The following is an 18,772-nucleotide window of genomic DNA, read 5'->3' as shown; positions in this document are numbered from 1 at the left end:
AAATGCTCATGAACCGCATCTACCGGCGTGTATGGAACCGCCAGCTCAATGCTCTGGTTGTGGCCTCGGAACTGGCCACCGGCGACAGCGGCGGCGGCGCCGCAAGCGATCCGCGCGCCTTCCTGCTGATGCCCACCGCGCTGGCCCTGGCACTGCTGTGCGCGCTGGCCAGCGGCCACGCAGGGGCATCGGAAACCAATCAGTCGCTGCGCGACCTGCAAGCGCTTGCGGCGAAGTATGCGCAGCCGATGCCGGTCAAGGTCGACGCGGAAGTGGCCTTGGCTGCCGCCGCGCGACAGGCGCAGAGCAGCCCCGCGATCAGTGCGGACGCTCGCCTGGGCCTGCAGTTGAACACCACATCGCTGCCGGTGGTGCGTGACGTATTGCCGGCCGCCGTGCAGGTGAAGCTGGCAGCGAACACCACGCCGAAGCAGGTGGCCGTGCCGGCGCTGGCGGCCGATGTACGCGCCACTGTCGGCCTGGGCAACACTGCGATCAAGGCGGCACAGGTGGATGCATCGCTGGCAGCGCACGTTGCGCCGGGCGCGCAGGCGCCGCTGGGCGTGGCTGCCGATGCGCGCGCCAGGGCCAAGGTCGGCATCGCTGGCCATCAGGTCGCTTCGATCGATTCGGGTGCCCAGGCGGCAGCGGGCCTCAGCGGTTCGTCCCTGAAGGCCTCTGTCGACGGCGACACCGACGCGCATCTGGCGGTGGCTGGCCATCACATCGAGGGGCAGGGCCAGGCCCGGGCGACGGCGGCGGTCACGCTGCCGGCCAAGGAGGAACTGCCGGGTGACACGCATGATCGCGCCATCAGTGCCGCGTTCGATGCCGGCGCCGCGGGCAAGGTGCGCGTGCAGGCGCCGGACGGCCAGGAAGTAGTCGCCGATCGCAACCTGAAGCTGGCCGGGCAGGCAACCGTAGCCGCGCAGCACAGCGCGCTGGGCGTCGGCGGTCTGGTGGGCGGAGCAGTGGATGCGGTCGGCGGGACGCTTCACGGTGCCGCGGGTGCGGTCGGTAGCACGGTGGGTGGTGCGCTGAACGGCACCGTTGGCACGGTTGGTGGCGCAGTGGGCGGCGCTCTGAACGGTACTGTCGGAACAGTCGGTGGCGCAGTGGGCGGTGCACTCAACGGCACAGTCGGCGCGGTCGGCGGTGCAGTGGGCGGCACGCTCAACAACACAGTCGGCGTGGTCGGTGGTGCAGTTGGCGGTGCTCTGAACGGCACGGTCGGCACAGTTGGCGGCGCCGTGAGCGGCGCGCTCAACAACACGGTCGGTGCGGTCGGTGGTGCTGTGGGCGGAGCTCTGAACGGCACCGTTGGCCAGGTCGGCAGCGCAGTGGGCGGTACGCTCAACAACACGGTCGGTGCGGTCGGTGGTGCTGTGGGCGGAGCTCTGAACGGCACCGTTGGCCAGGTCGGCAGCGCAGTGGGCGGTACGCTCAACAACACGGTCGGCGCAGTCGGTGGTGCAGTTGGCGGTGCTCTGAACGGCACGGTCGGCACAGTTGGCGGCGCAGTCGGCGGTGCACTGAACGGCACCGTCGGTACCGTCGGCGGTGCGGTGAGCGGAGCTCTGAACGGCACCGTTGGCCAGGTCGGCGGCGCAGTGGGTGGCACGCTCAACAACACGGTCGGCGCAGTCGGTGGTGCAGTTGGCGGTGCTCTGAACGGTACTGTCGGCACTGTTGGCAGTGCAGTGGGCGGCGCGCTCAACAATTCGGTCGGTGCGGTCGGTGGTGCTGTGGGCAGCGCACTGAACGGCACTGTCGGTACCGTCGGCAGTGCAGTGGGTGGTGCGCTCAACGGCGCGGTTGGCCAGGTCGGCGGCGCCGTGGGTGGCGCTCTGAACGGGACTGTCGGTACGGTCGGAGGTGCGGTGGGTGGCGCTCTGAACGGCACCGTCGGCCAGGTCGGCGGTGCAGTGGGCGGTACGCTCAACAACACGGTGGGCGCAGTCGGTGGCGCATTGAACGGTACTGTCGGTACCGTCGGCAGTGCGGTGGGTGGCGCTCTGAACGGCACCGTCGGCCAGGTTGGCAGCGCGGTGGGCGGCACGCTTAGCAATACCGTCGGCACGGTCGGTGGTGCAGTGGGCGGCATTCTCAACGGCACCACCGGTAGCCCCGGCACAGGCCTGGGCGGTGTGCTGGGAAGCACGCTGGGCAACGTCGGCAGCGCGGTGGGCAACCTGCTCAACGGCAATCTCAATGGCACTGTCGGCAACCTGGGCAGCGCCGTGGGTGGCCTGGTGGGAGGCACGCTGGGCAGTCTCGGCCTGACCCAGCCGTCGGCGATCCCGCCGACCAGCCCGAAGGCACCGGCGCCGGCCGACCCGAATGCCGGCCTGATCATCGGCACCGGTGGCCTGGTCGGCAATGTCGGCCAGCTGATCGGGCCGACCACCACCAGCCTGTTCGGCGGCAATGGCTACCTGAGCAATGGCAATCTCAAGCTCAGCAATGCCAACGTGATGCAGACCTATTCGACGGTCAATGTGCTGGGCCTGCCGGTGGTGAACCTGTCGCCGGTCGGCAGCACGCTCAACGGTCTGGGCGGCGCGGCCACGGGCGGCAGCTCGCACCTGACCCTGATCGGTGGCGTCACCTCCGACAGCTATATCTACAACATCAACAACGGCAATCCCGGTGGCCTGCTGGGCCTTCTTCTGCCGACCGATTCGCCGGCGTGGGCGGCCAAGTGCCTGGACATCGCGCTGGCCGACATCTCCTGCTGGGCCGTCAACGCCGCGCAGGACTACCAGGTGCTGATGGGCGATGGCGCCTTCGCCAACGGCTCGAAGGAAGTGGTGATCGGCGCCAACGCACGCCATGAACTGCCGAAGGTCGATGCCAATGTCGCCTTCCCCGGTGATGGCGTGAACGATCCCAGCAACCCGACCGGCGTGCCGACGGCCGACTATGCCGCGCGCATGGGCCATTCGGTGATCGTCGGCGACAGTGCCGTCGGCACCGCCAATGGGCAGACCCTGCTGGGTGCCGAGTCCACCTCCAACCAGGCCAACTCGGTCGCGCTGGGCTACCGCTCGGCCGCACTGCGTGGCGCGCAGGCCAGCTACAGTGCCTACGGCCTCACGGCGCCGCAGGTCTCGGCCGGTGAAGTATCGGTGGGCACCGCCGGTGGGGGCGAGCGCCAGATCACCAACGTGGCTGCGGGCAGCGGCAACACCGATGCGGTCAATGTAGCGCAGTTGAAGGGGGCCATCAGCCTGATCAATGGCGTGGCCGATGCCGCGGTGACCTACGATCTGGACGCCGGCGGCAATCCGAACTATCGACGGGTCACCCTCGGCGCAGGCACCGGCACCACCACCATCGGCAATCTCGCCGCCGGTGCGGTCACCGCGGGCAGCCTCGAGGCCGTCAACGGTGGCCAGCTGGCGGCAACGAACAGCGCGATCGCCAGCTTCTTCGGTGGTCGTGCAGCCTTTGACCCGGCCAGCGGCATCTTCACCGCACCGCTGTTCGAGATCAGCACGATCTCCACCACCGGCGCCATCGCCCAGGGCCTGTACACCAACGCCACCGATGCCTTCGCGGCGGTGGATGGTTCGCTGGTCAACCTCAACACGCAGATCACCGATATCCGCAACGGCGGTACCAAGTACCTGCGGGTGAACTCGACCGGTACCGAGGCCGTGGCCAGCGGCGCCGATTCGATCGCGGTCGGCACCAATGCGCGGGCGACGGCAGCCAACAGCATCGCAGTGGGTGCGGGAAGCCTTGCTGATCGTGCCAACACGGTTTCCATCGGTGCCGCTGGCGCAGAGCGTCAGGTCATCAACGTGGCGGCCGGTACCGCGGCCACCGATGCGGTCAACGTGGGACAGCTGCAGGCCTCGGAGCAGGGGGCACTGCGCTATGACCTCAACGCCGATGGCAGCGTCAACTATGCCAGCGCCACGCTGGGCCAGGCCGGCACCGCCACCACGCTGCGCAATCTCGGCCCGGGCCAGGTCAGCGCCACCAGCAGCGAGGCCATCAACGGGGCCCAGCTGTTCGCCGCCAACCAGGCCGTGGCCACCCACCTCGGCGGTGGTGCTGCGGTCAGCGCCAGCGGCGTGCTGACCGCACCGACGTACTCGATCAACAACGTCGCCGCCAACGGCACCGTGACCAAGGGCAGCTACAACGACGTCGGCACCGCCTTCGATGCGGTCAGCAACTCGCTGGCCAAAGTTGCCGATCAGACCGGCGAGATCGACAAGCTGGCCGTGAAGTACGATGTCGACGGCAGTGGCAACGTGCTCAACAGCGTGACGCTGGCGGGCACCGGTACCGGTGCGGTGAAGATCACCAACGTCGCCGCCGGCAGCATCCTGGCCGGCAGCAGCGACGCCATCACCGGCGACCAGCTGTTCAGCACCCACAGCACCATCGCCAACTACTTCGGCGGCACCACTGCCTACAACGGCACCACCAACGCGTGGACCGCGCCGACGTTCAGCATTTCCAGCATCGCCACCGATGGCACCTTCACCAGCGGCGATTACAACAACGTCACCGCCGCCTTCACTGCCGTCGATGGCTCGCTGAAGGTCCTCAACCAGCGCATCACCAACGGTGGCGGTGGCAGTGCCTACCTGGCGGTGAACTCGACGGCGGCCGCAGCCACCGCGGCCGGTGCGGAAGCGGTGGCGGTCGGCCCGCAGGCCAGTGCAGCCGGTGCCAACAGCGTGGCGGTCGGCAACGGTGCCAGCAGCAGTGCCGGCAACAGCGTGGCGCTGGGTGCCGGTTCGGTGGCCAGCGTTGGCGCACAGAGCGGCTATACCGGCGCCTACGGCCAGACCGGTGCCAGCAACTCGGCCGGTGAGGTCTCGGTCGGCAGCAGCGGCAGCGAGCGCAAGATCACCCACGTTGCCGACGGCTCGGACACCTACGACGCAACCAATGTCGGCCAGCTGAAGAACGGCGTGAATTACGCCATCGACGAGTCGAAGAAGTACACCGACCAGAAGATCCAGAACATCACCAACGTGGCGGGCAGCTTCCGCGCCAACAACACCAACAACCTGGCCGATCCGTCCGCCAGCGGCGCCAACTCCGCCGCCGGTGGTGCAGGCTCCACTGCCGCCGGTGCCAACTCGACCGCGCTCGGCAATGGTTCACAGGCGCAGGCCGACAACTCGGTGGCATTGGGTGCAGGTTCGGTGGCGAACCGGGCCAACACGGTCTCGGTGGGTGCCAGCGGCGCCGAACGCCAGGTGGTCAACGTGGCCGACGGCTCGCAGGCCACCGACGCGGTCAACGTGCGCCAGCTGCAGGCGTCGCAGCAGGGCACCATCCGCTACGACACCACGGTGAACGGTGCGACCAACTACAACAGCGTCACCCTGGGCAGCACCAGCAGCGGCCCGACCACGGTGCGCAACGTTGCCGCTGGCACCGCCGGTACCGACGCGGTCAACGTGGATCAGCTGAAGTCGGGCATGGCGCAGACCCTAGACTGGTCCAAGGCCTACACCGACGAGCGCATGGGTGGCTTCGAGCGCGACCTGCGCAAGACCGACAACCGTGCTTCGGCCGGTATCGCCTCGGCGATGGCCACCGCAGCGCTGCCGCAGCCCAGCGAGGCGGGCCGCAGCATGGCCTCGATCGCGGCTGGCAGCTACAACGGCGAATCGGGCGTGGCGCTGGGCATCTCCGGTGTCTCCGAAGGCGGGCGCTGGATCTACAAGTTCAGCGGTTCGACCAACAGCCGTGGCGAGGCCGGCGTGGCCGTCGGTGCCGGCATCCAGTGGTGATCCCCGCCGCCGGGCCGCACCCGCGGCCCGGCATCGCGGAAACGTCTACAGGGGGAATGACATGAAACAGCATCGCATCGCCCGCGCCAGCCAACATGCCGCTACGCTGGGCCTGATCCTGGGGATGGGCCTGCTGGCCGCCTGCCGCAGCCATGCGCCGGCCACCGACGGTCCCGTCGAAGCCACCGCCGTGCAGTTCCCGGAGGCCTCCAAGGCCTCGTTGAAGGAAGGCATCTATCCGGACGTCGCCGACCTGCGCCGCTTCGCGCCGGGCATGAGCAAGCGGCAGTTGTACACGCTGCTGGGCACGCCGCATTTCAATGAAGGCATGTGGGGCGTGCGCGAGTGGAACTACCTGTTCAACTTCCGCACCGCGCAAGGTGCGGAGTATTTCACCTGCCAGTTCCAGGTCCGCTTTGACAGCAAGGGCATCGCCCAGGCGGGTTACTGGAAGCCGGAATCGTGCGCGGCCGTGCTGGAGCCGCCGCGGCCACCGGCCCCGCCGGCACCGGCACCGGCACCGCTGCCGGAACAGCCGCTGCGGCTGTCGGCCGACGCGTTGTTCGGCTTCGACAGCGCGGTGCTGAGCGCGGAAGGGCAGCAGGCGGTGCAGGGCATCCTGGCGCAGGTACGCGAAGCCGCACAGGTGCAGTCGATCAGGGTGACCGGCTATACCGACCGTATCGGCAGCGCCAGCTACAACCAGGCGCTGTCGCAGCGCCGCGCCGAGGCCGTGCGCAGCGCGCTGGTGCAGGGCGGCGTGCCTGCGGCCAGCATCAGCGCCGAAGGACGCGGCGCGGCTGAGCCGATCGTGCAGTGCGGGCAGCGCAACCGGCGCGAGCTGATTGCCTGCCTGGCGCCGAACCGGCGCGTGCAGATCGCCGGGATGGCACAGCCACGTTGACCCTCCTGCGCCGGGGCGGTGCCCCGGCATCCCGAGTCCCCCCTGACCGCCGGCAGGCGTGGCAACGTCTCCCCCGTCGTCCACGCCTGCCTGCGGCTCAGGTCTACAAACGGTGCACGCGATGAATGCCCAATTCCTGCCACTCTCCATGAAGACGGAAGCTACGCTCAGCGTGTACGGCCAGCTCGGCAACCATGCCGTGGTGCGCATCCCGGGCCGGCGCCTGCCCGGCCTGATCCTGCAGGCCGATACCGTGGCAGGGTTCCTGGCCCAGCTGCAGGAAGCCCAGGCCTGCCTGCGCAGCGGCCGCGCACAGCGCACCGACGCCGAGCTGGACATGCTGATCGACGTGCTGCAGCAGTGGTACGCCTTGATCGAATCGCGCCTGGCCGACGCCGGCGAGGCGCTGTAAAGAAAAAGGGGACGGAGGGGATTAAGTCGTTTCCTGCACACGCGGGGCAAGAACGACTTAATCCCCTCCGTCCCCTTTTCCTACGCGCGGGCGCGGACCAGCCAGCAGGCGGCATCCACGCGTACGCGGTCGCCTTCGATGAACGGCGCGAATGCAGCCAGCGCCTGGTGGCGAAGCACGGCGGCACGGGCTTCCGGCATTGAGCGCAGGGCCAGCCCCAACGGGCCCAGCTGGCCGACATAGGTGGGCAGGTCTTCGCGGGCGATCGAGCAGGGCAGGTCTACCGCAACCACCTCCACATCCTTCCAACCAGCGGCCCGCACAAGCCGCTGTACCTGCCCGCCGTCGGCAAAGGCGAACTGTCCCGGCGCGCCGGGTACCCGGGGCGGCAGATCCAGTGCATCGCCGATGGCGCGCTCGGCCGTGGTCATGAATGGATTCTCGTCGGCACTGCGCCAAGCGATGAAGCGCAGCCCAGCGCCGGGTGTCGCGGCACGATGCAGGTTGGCGAACGCGGCCTGGCTGTCCTCGAAGAACATCACGCCCAGCCGCGACTGGATCCAGTCGAAGTGCGCGGACGGCAGAGGATGGCGCTGCGCGTCTGCCACGATGAAGTCCGCGTCCAGTCCCGCAGCCTCGGCGCGCTGGCGGGCCAGCGCCAGCATCGGCGCGGAGATGTCCAGGCCGGTGCTGTGTGTCGCCGGGCGTGCGGCGGCTGATGCCAGCAGGCTGGCACCGGTACCGCAGCCTACATCCAGCAGTTGCGTGACGGTCTCCGGAAGTTCGGCCACCAGCAGGTCGGCCATGGGCTGGAACAGGCCATCGAGAATGGCCTGCTGCGCAACCCAGACCTGGCCGCCAGGACCGTTCCACAGGGCGCTCTGATCAACGGGGGGTGTACGGGTCATGGTCTTGCCTTGCAGGGAAGTCGCCCATAGGTTGGCGCTTGAAGGTCACTTGAGGTCAAGCCCGTGCGTGAACTGGATATCGGCGAAGTGGTCAAGCGCAGTGGCGTGCCGGCCTCGACCCTGCGTTACTACGAACAGCTTGGGCTGCTGCAGGCAGTGGGCCGTCGCGGCCTGCGCCGGCAGTACGACGAGCAGGTGCTGGAGCGGCTGGCACTGGTCGGCCTGGGCCAGGCGGCCGGGCTGTCGCTGCAGCAGATCGGCGCATCCCTGCCGCCGCAGCGCGGATGCCTTACGCTGGATCGTGAGGCCCTGCTGGCGCAGGCTGATGTGCTGCAGCGGCAGATCATCCAGCTGCAACGGGTACGCCGGCACCTGCAACGTGCGGCGGCCTGCCCGCAGGCAGAGGATGCCCGGAAGTGCGGCTCGTTCCGGAAGCTGCTGCGGGCACAGCAGCGCATGGCGGGTGGGTGAGGGAAGCGTATCCACGCATGGCGTGAATCCACTGCAGCACGACCTCGGCAGATCCACGCCCTGCGTGGATGAATCAATCGCGGGTGCTGACTTCCCACGCGGCATGCAGCACCCCCGGCACGTGCTCCATCCGTGCCAGCACCAGATCCAGCTCGTCGGCACTGACCGCGGTACTGACCAGCACCGCGATCACGTCGGTAGGCGCGTCGGCATGCTCGACCACCTGCACATCGCCCACTGGATACTGCGCGGCCTCCAGCGCATCGACCAGTCGCTCGCGCACCCGCGGTACGGCTTCGGCATCCACGCTCAGGCGCACTTCGTAGGTGGCTTCGGTCGCCGCCTCGTTGATCGGGATGCGGTTGATCGCATTCACCAGCGGCCGCAGCAGCGTGTTGCCGGCGATGATCAGCACGGTCAGCAGCACGCCCTCGGCCAGCATGTCCGCGCCGGTGCAGCTGCCGACCGCCGCCGAGCACCACAGGGTGGCGGCGGTGTTCAGGCCGCGCACGTTCATGCCTTCCTTCATGATCACGCCGGCGCCGAGGAAGCCGACACCGGAGACCACGTAGGAGATCACCCGTACCGCCTCGGCGCTGCCGGCGATGCGCATGCCCAGGTCGACGAAGGCGGCGGCGCCCACTGCCACCAGCACGTTGGTGCGCAGGCCGGCGGTGCGTTGCCGGTACTGGCGCTCGGCGCCGATCAGCGTGCCCAGCACGAAGGCGGCCAGCAGGCTGACCACGGTGTCGGCGAAGGGACCGGCCTGGAAGGTCTCAATGAAGCGCATGGCCGGAGTCTACCCGGTCGAGGTGACAGTAGATCCACGCCATGCGCGGATTTCGAAAGTGTCAGAAACGACTTAATCCCCTCCGTCCCCTTTTTGCGGGGTCAGTCGGTGTCGTCGACGCGCTCGCCCATCAGTTCGCGCTGGCGCTTGTCCAGTTCCTCGGCGTAGCGCTTGCGGACGAAGGCTTCAGAGACCACGCCCAGGACCTGACCGTCGGCGGCGACCACGGCCAGTTCATCGGCCTGGGTCTGGTCGAAGCGCTGCATCACGCTGACCACGTCCGCGGCCGGTGACAGTGACACGTCCCGGTTCTCGGCCAGCTCGCCGATCATGGTCTCCGGCTTCACGCCGTCGCCGTAGACGCGCGGAATCTGCACGATGCCTGCGTAATGGCCTTCGCTGTCGATCAGGATCACCCGGCTGCCCGAACCCAGCGGGAAGCGCTGGCGGAACGTGGCGGCATCGAGATCGGCCGGCGCGGTAGCCACGCCCTTGCGCATCAGCCGGCCGGCGTTGAGGTTCTGCACCCAGCCCACGTCGCGTGCGCTCTTGATGGTCTCGCCGCGCAGGTGCATGCGCCAGGTCGAGAACGAATAACCGAACCACTGCCGTACCAGCGTGCTGGAGACCAGCACCGCACTCATCACCACGCTGGTCAGCAGGAAGTCGTGGGTGCCTTCCAGCACCAGCATGGCCATGGTCATCGGTGCGCCGACCACGGCGGCGGCCAACGCTGCCATGCCAGCCAGCGCGGCGGACGTGGCATCGATCACCGGCACACCAGTGGCCATTGCCAGCAGGCCGGCGAACAGGGCGCCGACCAGGGTGCCCATGAACAACGAGGCGAAGAACAGGCCGCCGCGGAAACCAAACCCGAGCGAGATGCCCGAGGCCAGGCACTTCAGGGTCAGCAGGCCGCCGATCCAGATCAGCGGCAGGTGCGTGGTCAGGTCCAGGTGCAGCGCGCCATGGCCGGACGACAGCACCTGCGGGCTGGCCAGGGCCAGCGGAATCAGCAGCAGGCCGCCCACCACCGGCCGACCCCAGGCAGGCAGCGGGCTGCGCTTGACCGTGCCTTCGATCGAGGCGATCAGCCGCATCACCGCGATGCCGACCATCGCGCAGCAGCAGCCAAGCAGGCCGTAAATGGCGTAGTCGGCGGCGCGGACATCAATCGTCGAGGCAGCCGGCAGCAGGTAGGGCTCGATGCCGGCCTGGTCGGCCACGAATGCACCTGCCAGCGCGGCCACCGCCACTGGCGCCAGTGCGGCCGGGGTGTAGGCGCCGATGACGATCTCGAAGGCGTAGAACGCGCCGGCCAGTGGCGCCCCGAAGGCGGCCGCGATGGCACCGGCGGCACCGGCGCCGACCAGGATGCGCACGTCGTTGCGGCGCAGGCGCATCACCCTGCCCAGCTGCGAGCCGCTGCCCGCTCCCATCTGCGTATACGAAGCCTCCAGCCCGACCGAGGCGCCGCAGCCATTGGACAGCAGGGTTTGGGTCAGCACGATGAGGTTGTCGCGCATCGACATGCGCCCGCCATGCAGGGCATTGGCTTCGACCGCATCGAGCAGGGGCCGCTTGAGCCGGGTCGCGGCCAGGCTGACCAGGCCGACCAGCAGGCCACCCAGCGGCAGCACCAGCAGTGCGGTCCAGGTCAGCGCGGGCAAGGAGCTCAGGCGCATGCCGTCGTCCAGCCCGTACAGGGTGCCCTGCAGCCAGCGTGCGATGCCGGACTGCAGCAGGGTCAGGTAGCCGGCGATCAGGCCGACCAGCAGGGCAAGCGCGATGAACCACAGGTCGCTGCCGCGCAGGCGCAGGCGCAGGCCCTGGAAGGCCAGATGCAGGCGCGATGGCGAAACAGGCAGTGACATGGTGGCGGCATGATACGCCGCCACCGTGGTCGCCGCCGTCACTGCATCGGGCGGTTACCGCGTCAGAAGCGGTAGCGGCCCTGCACGTAGAAGGTGCGTGGCGCAGCCACCATGCGGCCGGCGTTGCCATCGACGTTGCGGGTGTACCAGCGCTTGTCGGTCAGGTTGTTCACGCCCAGCGCGATCTCGCTGTCGTCCAGCCCCGGCACCTGCCAGGCCACCTGCGCGTTCCACAGGCGCACGCCCGGCACGCGGCCCACGCGCGCGTCAGCGGTTTCTTCCCAGGTGTTGGCGGCATCGGAGAACTGGCCGCTCTGGTGGGTGCTGGAGACATTGAAGGTCCAGCCGGCCAGTGCGTAGCGGGCGCCGACGCTGTCGGTGTCGCGCGAGTAGAAGGGCACGTCCAGGCCGCGGTTGTCACCGGACTGCTGGATCGCCTGGGTCCAGGTGTAGTTGGCGTACAGCTCCAGCCCGGCCAGCGCACTGTCCTCGGCGAAGTGGTACTCCAGCGCGCTCTCCACGCCCTTGTGGTCGGTGGCGCCGATGTTCTGGAAGGTCGGTGGGGTGATCCCCGGCACCTGCAGGATCTGGTTGTCGAAGCGCATCTTGAACACGGTCACTTCCGCGCGCAGTGCGCCGTCCTGCCAGCGCGCGCCCAGTTCGGCGGTCTTTGCCACTTCCGGTTTGAGCGGATTGCTGGCGGTCTGGGAATTCAGCTGGATGTTCTGCACCGGCCCGAACGAGGTGGTGTAGTTGCCGAACACAGTCAGCCGCGGCGTCAGCAGGTAGGCGATGTTGAGCGAGGGCAGGGCCTTGTCGTTGCGGCTGCTGAAGGTCGCCGTGCCACCGGCCTGGCGGCGGTCCATGTCGATCCATTCCATGCGCACGCCCGGGGTGATCCGCCACTGGCCGATCGCGATGCGGTCGTCGATGTAGAACGCATGGGCATCGGTCGCGTTGTCGAAACGGGTGGTGGCACTGGCCACGCCGGTGCGGCGGCTGACGGTGTAGCTGCGGTCGTTGCCCCGTTCGCGCAGGAAGCGGTAGCCGGCGGTGATGTCGTGCACCGTGCTGCCCCAATGCAGGCGCTGGGTATAGCGCGGCTCGATGCCAAGCACGCGGTAATCGCGCGGCTGCACGGTCAACTGGGTATTGGCCGTGTTGATCAGCGAGCTGGCGCGGCTGCTTTCGTTGTAATAGGCCAGCACCTCGAATTCGCTGTTGGCCGACAGCGTGTTGGTGTAGCCCAGGTCGATGCCGGTGCGGTGGCCCTTCCAGAAATCGGTGGAGCGGGTGTTCTGGAACGGGTCGGCCTCGTATTGCGCGCTGGTCAGGCCGCCCGGGGTCAGCGAGCGCACATCGTAGTACGACAGCTTGGCACGCAGTTCCTGCTGCGCGTCGATGGCATAGGCGAACTTCAGCGCCAGGTCGTTGAAGCGGTCATCGCTGCCCTGGCGCCAGCCACGCCCGTCCTGGCCGGAGTACAGCAGGGCGGCGCCCAGCCCGTTGTCGCCGGTACCGCCGAGGAAGGCGTTGTACTGGGTGCTGTCACCGCCGCCATGGTCGTAGGCGGTGTAGCGCACGCCCGCTTCGCCGTGCAGGCCTGCCTCGGTGGGAATGGCACGGGTGCTGAAGTTGATGATGCCGCCCACGTTCTGCGGGCCGTAGCGCACCGCGCCGCCGCCGCGCACCACGTCGATCGATTCGATGTTGGACAGGCTGGTCGGTGCGAACGACAGCTGGGGCTGGCCATACGGCGCTACCGCCAGCGGTACGCCGTCCAGCAGTACGGTCGAGCGCGGCGAGTAGCGCCCGGTCAGGCCGCGCACGCCGATGTTCAGCGAGACCGAGCTGCCGGCCGTGCCGGAGTTGTCGGTGACCTGCACGCCGGGGATGCGGCGCATGGCATCGCCGATGCTGGCCGTGCCGCTGGCCTCGATGCGCTGGCGGTCGACCACCGTGCGCGCGCCGGCGAAGCGCTTCACGCTGTCATGCAGGCCGGTACCCAGCCAGCTGCCAGAGACCTGGATGCTGTCGAGCGTGGTAGCGCCGTCCTGGGCGAAGACGCTGGCGGCCGGAAGCAGGCACAGGGTGAGGGCGGCGGCCAGGGGCAGGCGGGCCGGTTGCAGGGCGTGGATGGGCATCGGTGCAGGCTGTGGAAGGTCGTAAATGAGAATTATTGCTGATTCCATTCGCCAATGGAATGCGCGTCGGGTTCATGCCGTTGCCCCGGTGGTAGAGTGGGCGATTGCTTCCTGACTCGCCGAGATCCGCCATGTCCCAAGCCGCCTTCTACCCCGTCGGAACCCCTGGCCAGCCGTGGGGAGCGGCGGAACGGGAGCTGTGGCGTGGCCGCCAGCAGCGCCTGCGTCGCTATGACCAGGAGGTGCTGCCGCGCATCGAAGCGCTGGCCTCGCGTTTCGACAAGGTGGCCTATGGCCAGCTCGACTACGCTGGCGAGACCTATACGTTGTTCGCCCTGCGCAGCCGCGACTGGAACCCGGCGCTGCCCGCCGCGCTGGTTACCGGTGGCGTGCACGGCTATGAGACCAGTGGCGTGATGGGCGCGCTGGAGTTCCTCGAAAAGCACGCCGCCGACTATGCCGGCAAGGCCAACCTGCTGGTGGCGCCGTGCGTGAATCCGTGGGGCTTCGAGCGCATCAACCGCTGGAACTTCGATGCGATCGACCCGAACCGCAACTTCCGCGCCGATGGCCCGGCCCGCGAGTCGACCGCGCTGATCGAGCTGGTTGCACCGATCAAGGGCCAGTTCGTGCTGCACATCGACCTGCACGAGACCACCGACAGTGATGAAAGCGAGTTCCGCCCGGCGCTGGCCGCGCGTGACGGCAAGCCGTTCGAGCCGGGCCTGATTCCGGATGGCTTCTACCTGGTGGATGACAGCGAGGCCCCGCAGCCGGCCTTCCAGCAGGCGGTCATTGCCGCCGTGGAGAAGGTCACCCATATCGCCCCCGCCGACGACAAAGGCGAGATCATCGGTTCGCCGGTGATCGCCCACGGCGTGATCGAGTATCCGCTGGTAAAGCTGGGCCTGTGCGCCGGCATTACCGGCGCGAAGTACACCACCACCACCGAGGTCTACCCGGACAGCCCGCGGGCAACCCCGCAGCAGTGCAACGACGCACAGGTGGCAGCGGTGTGCGCGGCACTGGATTACGCGCTCGCCCATCGCTGACAGATAAAAAGGGGACGGAGGGGATTAAGTCGTTTGTGCCCCAGTACCGCCGGGGCACAAACGACTTAATCCCCTCCGTCCCCTTTTTCACCCCAACGCGTCGGCCCACCAGAGTGCGGCTGGGCCTGGCGGCGTGTCGCGTCGCCACAGCAGGTCGCTGTGGATGCGCCGCGGCCAGCCCGGCAGCACCAGTTCCACCAGCCGCCCACGGTCATAGCGCTGCACCAGCGCCCGCGGCAGTTCGGCCCAGCCGATGCCGTCCTCGGCCATCTCCATCACCATCAGGTAATCGGTGGCGGTCCACGCGAGGCCGGTGACCAAGCGGGTCTGATCGACTTCCGCGCTCAGGCGCACCTGCCGATGCCGTGCCAGTTGTGCGGCGGCGCGGCGCCCGGCGCTGGCCAGCGGGTGTCCGCGCGCCACGTACACCGACAACTCGCTGTGGTGCGCCAGCGGCCGCGCCACCAGCCCATCGGGATAGCGCTCCTGCCTGGGCAGCAGGCCCAGCGCGGCGCGGCCGCCGCTCACCCGTTCCAGCACGTCCTCGCCTTCGGCATCCAGCCACTCCAGCTCGATCTCCGGGAACGCTTCGGCGAAGCGCTGCAGGATCCGCTGCTCCGGATCCAGCTGGTAGACATCGGAAAACACCACGGTCAGGCGCGGCTCGACCGGCGCGGACAGGCGCACGCTCAACTGCTGCAGGCGCGCATCGGCGGCCAGGATCTCCTGTGCGTGGCCCAGCACCTGGCGCCCGGCCTCGGTCAGCCGCGGGTAGCGCCCGCTGCGGTCGAACAGGCTCACGCCGAGGTCGGCTTCCAGGTGGGCAATGGCGGTGCTGACCGTCGACTGGGTCTTGCCCAGCCGCCGTGCCGCGGCCGAGAACGAGCCCAGCGCGGCGGCTTCCACGAAGGCCTGTAGGGATTCAGGGGAATAGGGCATTGATCCATCGCTCCTGTCGATGGAATCCATTTTGATACCACCGCAAAAGGCGATGATACTAACCCCCGTCGCCCCTGTCTGCGAGGGGCGTTCCGGACCCTCCACGCGCGGCGTGGATCCATTGATGAGGCGGCGCGGTCCCCGTCCTGCAAGGAGTTTCACATGTCCCGTACTGTTCCCGCCCGTGGCGCGCTGGTCGCCTGGGCCTGCCTGACCGTGGCGATCGTCGCCGAAGTGGTCGGCACCTCGTTCATGGCCCACGCCGCCCGCGATGGCGGCTGGACCGGTTATCTGATCATGGCCGGTGCGCTGGCGCTGTCCTACTTCTTCCTGGCGCAGTCGGTGCGTCGCATCGCGGTGGGCGTGGCCTACGCGGTGTGGGAAGGCCTGGGCCTGACCCTGCTGACCGTGGTCGGCCTCACCGTGTTCGGCGAGAGCCTGTCACTGCAGCAGCTGGCTGGCCTGGTGCTGGCGGTGGTGGGCATCGTCTGCGTCACCCTCGGGGAGGCACACTGATGAATACCCTGGCTCTGTTTTTCGTGATCTGTTCGGCGCTGATCGATGTCGCCGCGAACATGATGGTGGCCAAGTCGGAAGGCTTCCGCCGCTGGCGCTGGGGTGTCGCCGCGATCGTCATGGTCTGGATCGCCTTCGCCCTGCTGGGCCAGGCGGTGCGTTACATGGACCTGGCCACCGCCTATGCGATGTGGGGTGCGATCGGCGTGATCGGAACTGCCACCTGCGGACGCCTGTTGTTCGGCAACCGCCTGCGTCCGATCGGTTGGATCGGCATCGGTCTGGTCACTGCGGCGGTGCTGCTGCTCAGCACCGCCAAGTAGCAACGGGTCTTTTCGCGGGCGTGGCGGCACCGGTGCGGGCGATTTGCGAAGTCGCCCGCGCTCGCCGACACTGCGGCTTTCCACAAGGAGTGCCCGCATGTTCAGCCACATCACCGTTGGAACGAACGACATGGACGTCGCGCATCGCTTCTACGATGCCCTGTTCGCCGCGATGGGGGCACGTCCGGGTGTGTTCGACGAAAAGGGTCGGCTGCTGTACTTCAAGGATGGGCGGATGTTCGGCGTGACCGCGCCGATCGATGGGCAGCCAGCGTGCCATGCCAACGGCGGCACCATCGGTTTCAGTCTGGGCAGTGCAGAGGCCGTGCGTGCCTGGCAGGAAGCTGGCGTGGCTCACGGTGGTACCGCAATCGAAGATCCGCCCGGCGTCCGCAACATGTCCGGTCGGCAGGTGTTTCTGGCCTATCTGCGTGACCCGGATGGCAACAAGCTGTGTGCGGTGCATGTAATGTCGTGATCGGACAGGACGCGCGTGGCCGCGCCGCGGCCCGCGCGGGCAAGGTTGCGCTCCGGCGCGCGCGTGATAACACGGAATGGTGGGCCGGGCCTGTGACCACAGGCCGCAACTTCATGCTCTGTCCACTGCGGTTCAGCCAGAATCGGTCGGCTAACCCTTTGATCTACCGGAGAACGCCGCCCCATGGATGTACTGGAGCCGCAACAATCCCCGGTGCGCACCCTTCGGCCTGTGTTCGCCTTCGCGGCGATCGTTGTCGTGGCGTTCGCGCTGTTCGTCAGCCTGTTTCCGCTCGGTGCGGGCCGCCTGCTGGTCAAGGCGCAGGACTGGGCCGCACTCAATGTCGGCTGGTACTACCTGCTGGCGATGACCCTGTACCTGGTGTTCGTGGTCGGTGTGGCGCTGTCCAAGTATGGTGGCATCAAGCTCGGCGCCGACCATGATGAGCCGGAGTTCAGCTATCTTTCCTGGGCCGGCATGCTGTTCGCCGCCGGCATCAGCATCACCCTGTTCTTCTTCTGCGTCTCCGAACCGCTGACCCACTACCTGCAGCCGCCGCAGGGCGAACCGGCGGCGGGCGAGGCCGGGGCGCGCCAGGCCATGCAGCTGCTCTTCCTGCACTGGGGCCTGCATGGCTGGGGCGTGTTCGCACTCGCAGCGATGGCGATGGCCTACTTCGCCTATCGCCACAACCTGCCGCTGGCGCTGCGCTCGGCGCTGTATCCGCTGATCGGCAAGCGCATCAACGGGCCGATCGGCTACACCGTGGACGCGCTGGGCATTGTCGCCACCGTATTCGGCATCGGCGCCGACATGGGCTTCGGCGTGCTGCACCTCAACGCGGGCCTGTCGCACCTGTTCAACATCCCGCACTCCAACCTGGTGCAGATCATCCTGGTGGTCAGCATGATGGGCGCGGCGGTGGCCGTCGCGGTTTCAGGCGTGGAGAAGGGCGTGCGCTGGATGGCCAACATCAACATGCTGCTGGCGATCGCGCTGGTGCTGTTCATGCTGTGCGCCGGCCCCACCCAGTACCTGCTGAGTACGCTGATGCAGAACCTGGGCGACTACCTGGGCAGCGTGGTCGGCAAGAGTTTCGATGTGTACGCCTATGGCGGCCGGCCGGAATGGCTGGGCGGTTGGACGGTGTTCTACTGGGCCTGGTGGATCGGCTGGGCGCCGTTCGTCGGCCTGTTCATCGCGCGCATCTCGCGTGGCCGCACCATCCGCGAATTCGTGTTCGGCGTGCTGCTGATCCCGCTGGGCTTCACCCTGGCCTGGCTGTCGATCTTCGGCAACAGCGCGCTGGACCAGGTGCTGCACCACGGCCAGCAGCAGCTGGCGCAGCTGGCGGTGGATGACCCACCGACCGTGCTGTATGCACTGCTGGATGGCTACCCGTGGAGCCGCACGGTGATCGCGGTGACCGTGCTGGTCAGCTTCATCTTCTTCGTGACGTCGGCTGATTCGGGGGCGGTGGTGTTGTCCACGCTGTCCTCGCACGGCGGCGCGCCGGAGGATGATGGTCCGCGCTGGCTGCGCGTGTTCTGGGGCACGGTGATCGCGGTGCTGACCGCCGGGCTGCTGCTGGCCGGGAGCATCGATGCACTGAAATCGGCGGTGGTATTGGCCTCGCTGCCGTTCTCGGCGGTGCTGCTGCTGATGATGTGGGGCCTGACCCGCGCCTTCAGTGACGAATCGCACCGCAAGCGCGCGCTGCAGTACCGGCCCTCGCCGCTGATCGGTGACGATCGCCACCATCAGGGCTGGCGCCAGCGCCTGAGCCAGGCCATGCACTTCCCGGTGCGCGACCAGGTCTACCGCTTCATGGATGACACGGTGAAGCCGGCGATGGAAGCGGTGGCCGAACAGCTGCGCGGGCAGGGCTGGGACGTGGCCACGCGCTTCGAGCCCGGCGACATGGAGCTGACGGTGAACCATGGCGAGCAGCAGGATTTCCTGTACCGGGTGATCCTGAGTGGCTACCTGACCCCGTCGTTCGCCGCGCAGCAGCTGCGCAACCAGCGCTACTACCGCGCGGAAGTGCATCTGTTCGAAGGCAGCCAGGACTACGACCTGGTCGGCTACAGCCGCAAGCAGATCATCAACGACATCATCAGCCAGTACGAACGGCACCTGCAGTTCCTGCACCTGAGCCGGTGATGCGGTGGGTGCGGACCGTTGGTCCGCACACCC

At 68.1% G+C, this 18,772-nt stretch carries 14 protein-coding genes; 9 read left to right on the top strand and 5 right to left on the bottom strand.

The genetic code is table 11. The features are described 5' to 3' along the window. The first annotated feature begins 8 nt into the window (after positions 1 to 8). From ACT6SE_RS11950 to ACT6SE_RS11940, 3 genes are all read left to right on the top strand, one after another. Positions 9 to 5,765 carry an ESPR-type extended signal peptide-containing protein gene (locus tag ACT6SE_RS11950; RefSeq protein ID WP_444810999.1) on the top strand — a complete coding sequence of 1,919 codons (5,757 nt, stop codon included), beginning with the start codon at positions 9 to 11 and terminating at the stop codon, positions 5,763 to 5,765. A 61-nt stretch (positions 5,766 to 5,826) separates the two neighbouring features. After that, the gene (locus tag ACT6SE_RS11945; protein ID WP_046431100.1) at positions 5,827 to 6,669 is read left to right on the top strand and encodes an OmpA family protein; all 843 of its coding nucleotides are present in this window, start codon (positions 5,827 to 5,829) and stop codon (positions 6,667 to 6,669) included. A 148-nt stretch (positions 6,670 to 6,817) separates the two neighbouring features. Beyond that, positions 6,818 to 7,081: a DUF6959 family protein gene (locus ACT6SE_RS11940; protein ID WP_223224455.1), complete on the top strand. Its 264-nt coding sequence runs from the start codon at positions 6,818 to 6,820 to the stop codon at positions 7,079 to 7,081. An 80-nt stretch (positions 7,082 to 7,161) separates the two neighbouring features. Here ACT6SE_RS11940 and ACT6SE_RS11935 read toward each other — a convergent pair whose 3' ends face one another. Then, positions 7,162 to 7,989: a class I SAM-dependent methyltransferase gene (locus ACT6SE_RS11935; protein ID WP_032962545.1), complete on the bottom strand. Its 828-nt coding sequence runs from the start codon at positions 7,987 to 7,989 to the stop codon at positions 7,162 to 7,164. A 63-nt stretch (positions 7,990 to 8,052) separates the two neighbouring features. Between ACT6SE_RS11935 and ACT6SE_RS11930 the strand changes: the two genes are divergently transcribed. Then, entirely contained in the window at positions 8,053 to 8,460 is a 408-nt protein-coding gene (locus ACT6SE_RS11930; RefSeq protein ID WP_046431094.1) for a MerR family transcriptional regulator, read from the top strand. Between the two features lie 73 nt (positions 8,461 to 8,533). Here the strand turns inward: ACT6SE_RS11930 and ACT6SE_RS11925 are convergent, their stop codons facing one another. The 3 genes from ACT6SE_RS11925 to ACT6SE_RS11915 form a co-directional block, all read right to left on the bottom strand. Further along, on the bottom strand, positions 8,534 to 9,250 hold the full coding sequence (locus ACT6SE_RS11925) for an MgtC/SapB family protein (RefSeq protein WP_046431091.1): 717 nt from the start codon (positions 9,248 to 9,250) through the stop codon (positions 8,534 to 8,536). Between the two features lie 101 nt (positions 9,251 to 9,351). Further along, the gene (locus ACT6SE_RS11920; RefSeq protein ID WP_046431088.1) at positions 9,352 to 11,124 is read right to left on the bottom strand and encodes a chloride channel protein; all 1,773 of its coding nucleotides are present in this window, start codon (positions 11,122 to 11,124) and stop codon (positions 9,352 to 9,354) included. Positions 11,125 to 11,186: 62 nt separating this feature from the next. Further along, positions 11,187 to 13,268, bottom strand: coding sequence for a TonB-dependent receptor family protein (locus ACT6SE_RS11915; RefSeq protein ID WP_046431085.1), 2,082 nt, complete (start codon positions 13,266 to 13,268; stop codon positions 11,187 to 11,189). 131 nt (positions 13,269 to 13,399) lie between these two features. Between ACT6SE_RS11915 and ACT6SE_RS11910 the strand changes: the two genes are divergently transcribed. After that, entirely contained in the window at positions 13,400 to 14,320 is a 921-nt protein-coding gene (locus tag ACT6SE_RS11910; protein ID WP_046431082.1) for a M14 family metallopeptidase, read from the top strand. 87 nt (positions 14,321 to 14,407) lie between these two features. Here ACT6SE_RS11910 and ACT6SE_RS11905 read toward each other — a convergent pair whose 3' ends face one another. Then, positions 14,408 to 15,259 carry a LysR family transcriptional regulator gene (locus tag ACT6SE_RS11905; RefSeq protein WP_014647444.1) on the bottom strand — a complete coding sequence of 284 codons (852 nt, stop codon included), beginning with the start codon at positions 15,257 to 15,259 and terminating at the stop codon, positions 14,408 to 14,410. Positions 15,260 to 15,421: 162 nt separating this feature from the next. Here ACT6SE_RS11905 and ACT6SE_RS11900 point away from each other — a divergent pair, with 162 nt between their 5' ends. The 4 genes from ACT6SE_RS11900 to betT all read left to right on the top strand — a co-directional run bounded on the left by ACT6SE_RS11900 (position 15,422) and on the right by betT (position 18,739). Then, complete coding sequence (locus tag ACT6SE_RS11900; RefSeq protein WP_010485170.1) at positions 15,422 to 15,775, top strand: SMR family transporter; 354 nt, start codon at positions 15,422 to 15,424, stop codon at positions 15,773 to 15,775. After that, positions 15,775 to 16,098 carry a DMT family transporter gene (locus ACT6SE_RS11895; RefSeq protein ID WP_014647443.1) on the top strand — a complete coding sequence of 108 codons (324 nt, stop codon included), beginning with the start codon at positions 15,775 to 15,777 and terminating at the stop codon, positions 16,096 to 16,098. Before ACT6SE_RS11900 ends, ACT6SE_RS11895 begins: the two co-directional genes overlap by 1 nt. A 97-nt stretch (positions 16,099 to 16,195) precedes the next feature. Next, a complete protein-coding gene (locus ACT6SE_RS11890) occupies positions 16,196 to 16,576 on the top strand; it encodes a VOC family protein (RefSeq protein ID WP_046431075.1) in 381 nt (126 codons plus the stop codon). Between the two features lie 183 nt (positions 16,577 to 16,759). Beyond that, positions 16,760 to 18,739, top strand: a complete 1,980-nt coding sequence (gene betT / locus ACT6SE_RS11885; protein ID WP_046431073.1) for a choline BCCT transporter BetT — start codon at positions 16,760 to 16,762, stop codon at positions 18,737 to 18,739. The last annotated feature ends 33 nt before the right edge of the window (positions 18,740 to 18,772 follow it).

This window comes from Stenotrophomonas sp. LC732 (assembly GCF_052446685.1).
GTDB classification, from domain to species: domain Bacteria; phylum Pseudomonadota; class Gammaproteobacteria; order Xanthomonadales; family Xanthomonadaceae; genus Stenotrophomonas; species Stenotrophomonas muris.
This window is presented reverse-complemented; position numbering and strand designations above follow the sequence as displayed.

Bases quoted from the DNA above. Each gene is read 5' to 3' on its own strand.
- ACT6SE_RS11950 (WP_444810999.1), top strand. From the start codon at position 9: ATGAACCGCATCTACCGGCGTGTATGGAACCGCCAGCTCAATGCTCTG.
- ACT6SE_RS11945 (WP_046431100.1), top strand. From the start codon at position 5,827: ATGAAACAGCATCGCATCGCCCGCGCCAGCCAACATGCCGCTACGCTG.
- ACT6SE_RS11940 (WP_223224455.1), top strand. From the start codon at position 6,818: ATGAAGACGGAAGCTACGCTCAGCGTGTACGGCCAGCTCGGCAACCAT.
- ACT6SE_RS11935 (WP_032962545.1), bottom strand. From the start codon at position 7,989: ATGACCCGTACACCCCCCGTTGATCAGAGCGCCCTGTGGAACGGTCCT.
- ACT6SE_RS11925 (WP_046431091.1), bottom strand. From the start codon at position 9,250: ATGCGCTTCATTGAGACCTTCCAGGCCGGTCCCTTCGCCGACACCGTG.
- ACT6SE_RS11920 (WP_046431088.1), bottom strand. From the start codon at position 11,124: ATGTCACTGCCTGTTTCGCCATCGCGCCTGCATCTGGCCTTCCAGGGC.
- ACT6SE_RS11915 (WP_046431085.1), bottom strand. From the start codon at position 13,268: ATGCCCATCCACGCCCTGCAACCGGCCCGCCTGCCCCTGGCCGCCGCC.
- ACT6SE_RS11910 (WP_046431082.1), top strand. From the start codon at position 13,400: ATGTCCCAAGCCGCCTTCTACCCCGTCGGAACCCCTGGCCAGCCGTGG.
- ACT6SE_RS11905 (WP_014647444.1), bottom strand. From the start codon at position 15,259: ATGCCCTATTCCCCTGAATCCCTACAGGCCTTCGTGGAAGCCGCCGCG.
- ACT6SE_RS11900 (WP_010485170.1), top strand. From the start codon at position 15,422: ATGTCCCGTACTGTTCCCGCCCGTGGCGCGCTGGTCGCCTGGGCCTGC.
- ACT6SE_RS11895 (WP_014647443.1), top strand. From the start codon at position 15,775: ATGAATACCCTGGCTCTGTTTTTCGTGATCTGTTCGGCGCTGATCGAT.
- ACT6SE_RS11890 (WP_046431075.1), top strand. From the start codon at position 16,196: ATGTTCAGCCACATCACCGTTGGAACGAACGACATGGACGTCGCGCAT.
- betT (WP_046431073.1), top strand. From the start codon at position 16,760: ATGGATGTACTGGAGCCGCAACAATCCCCGGTGCGCACCCTTCGGCCT.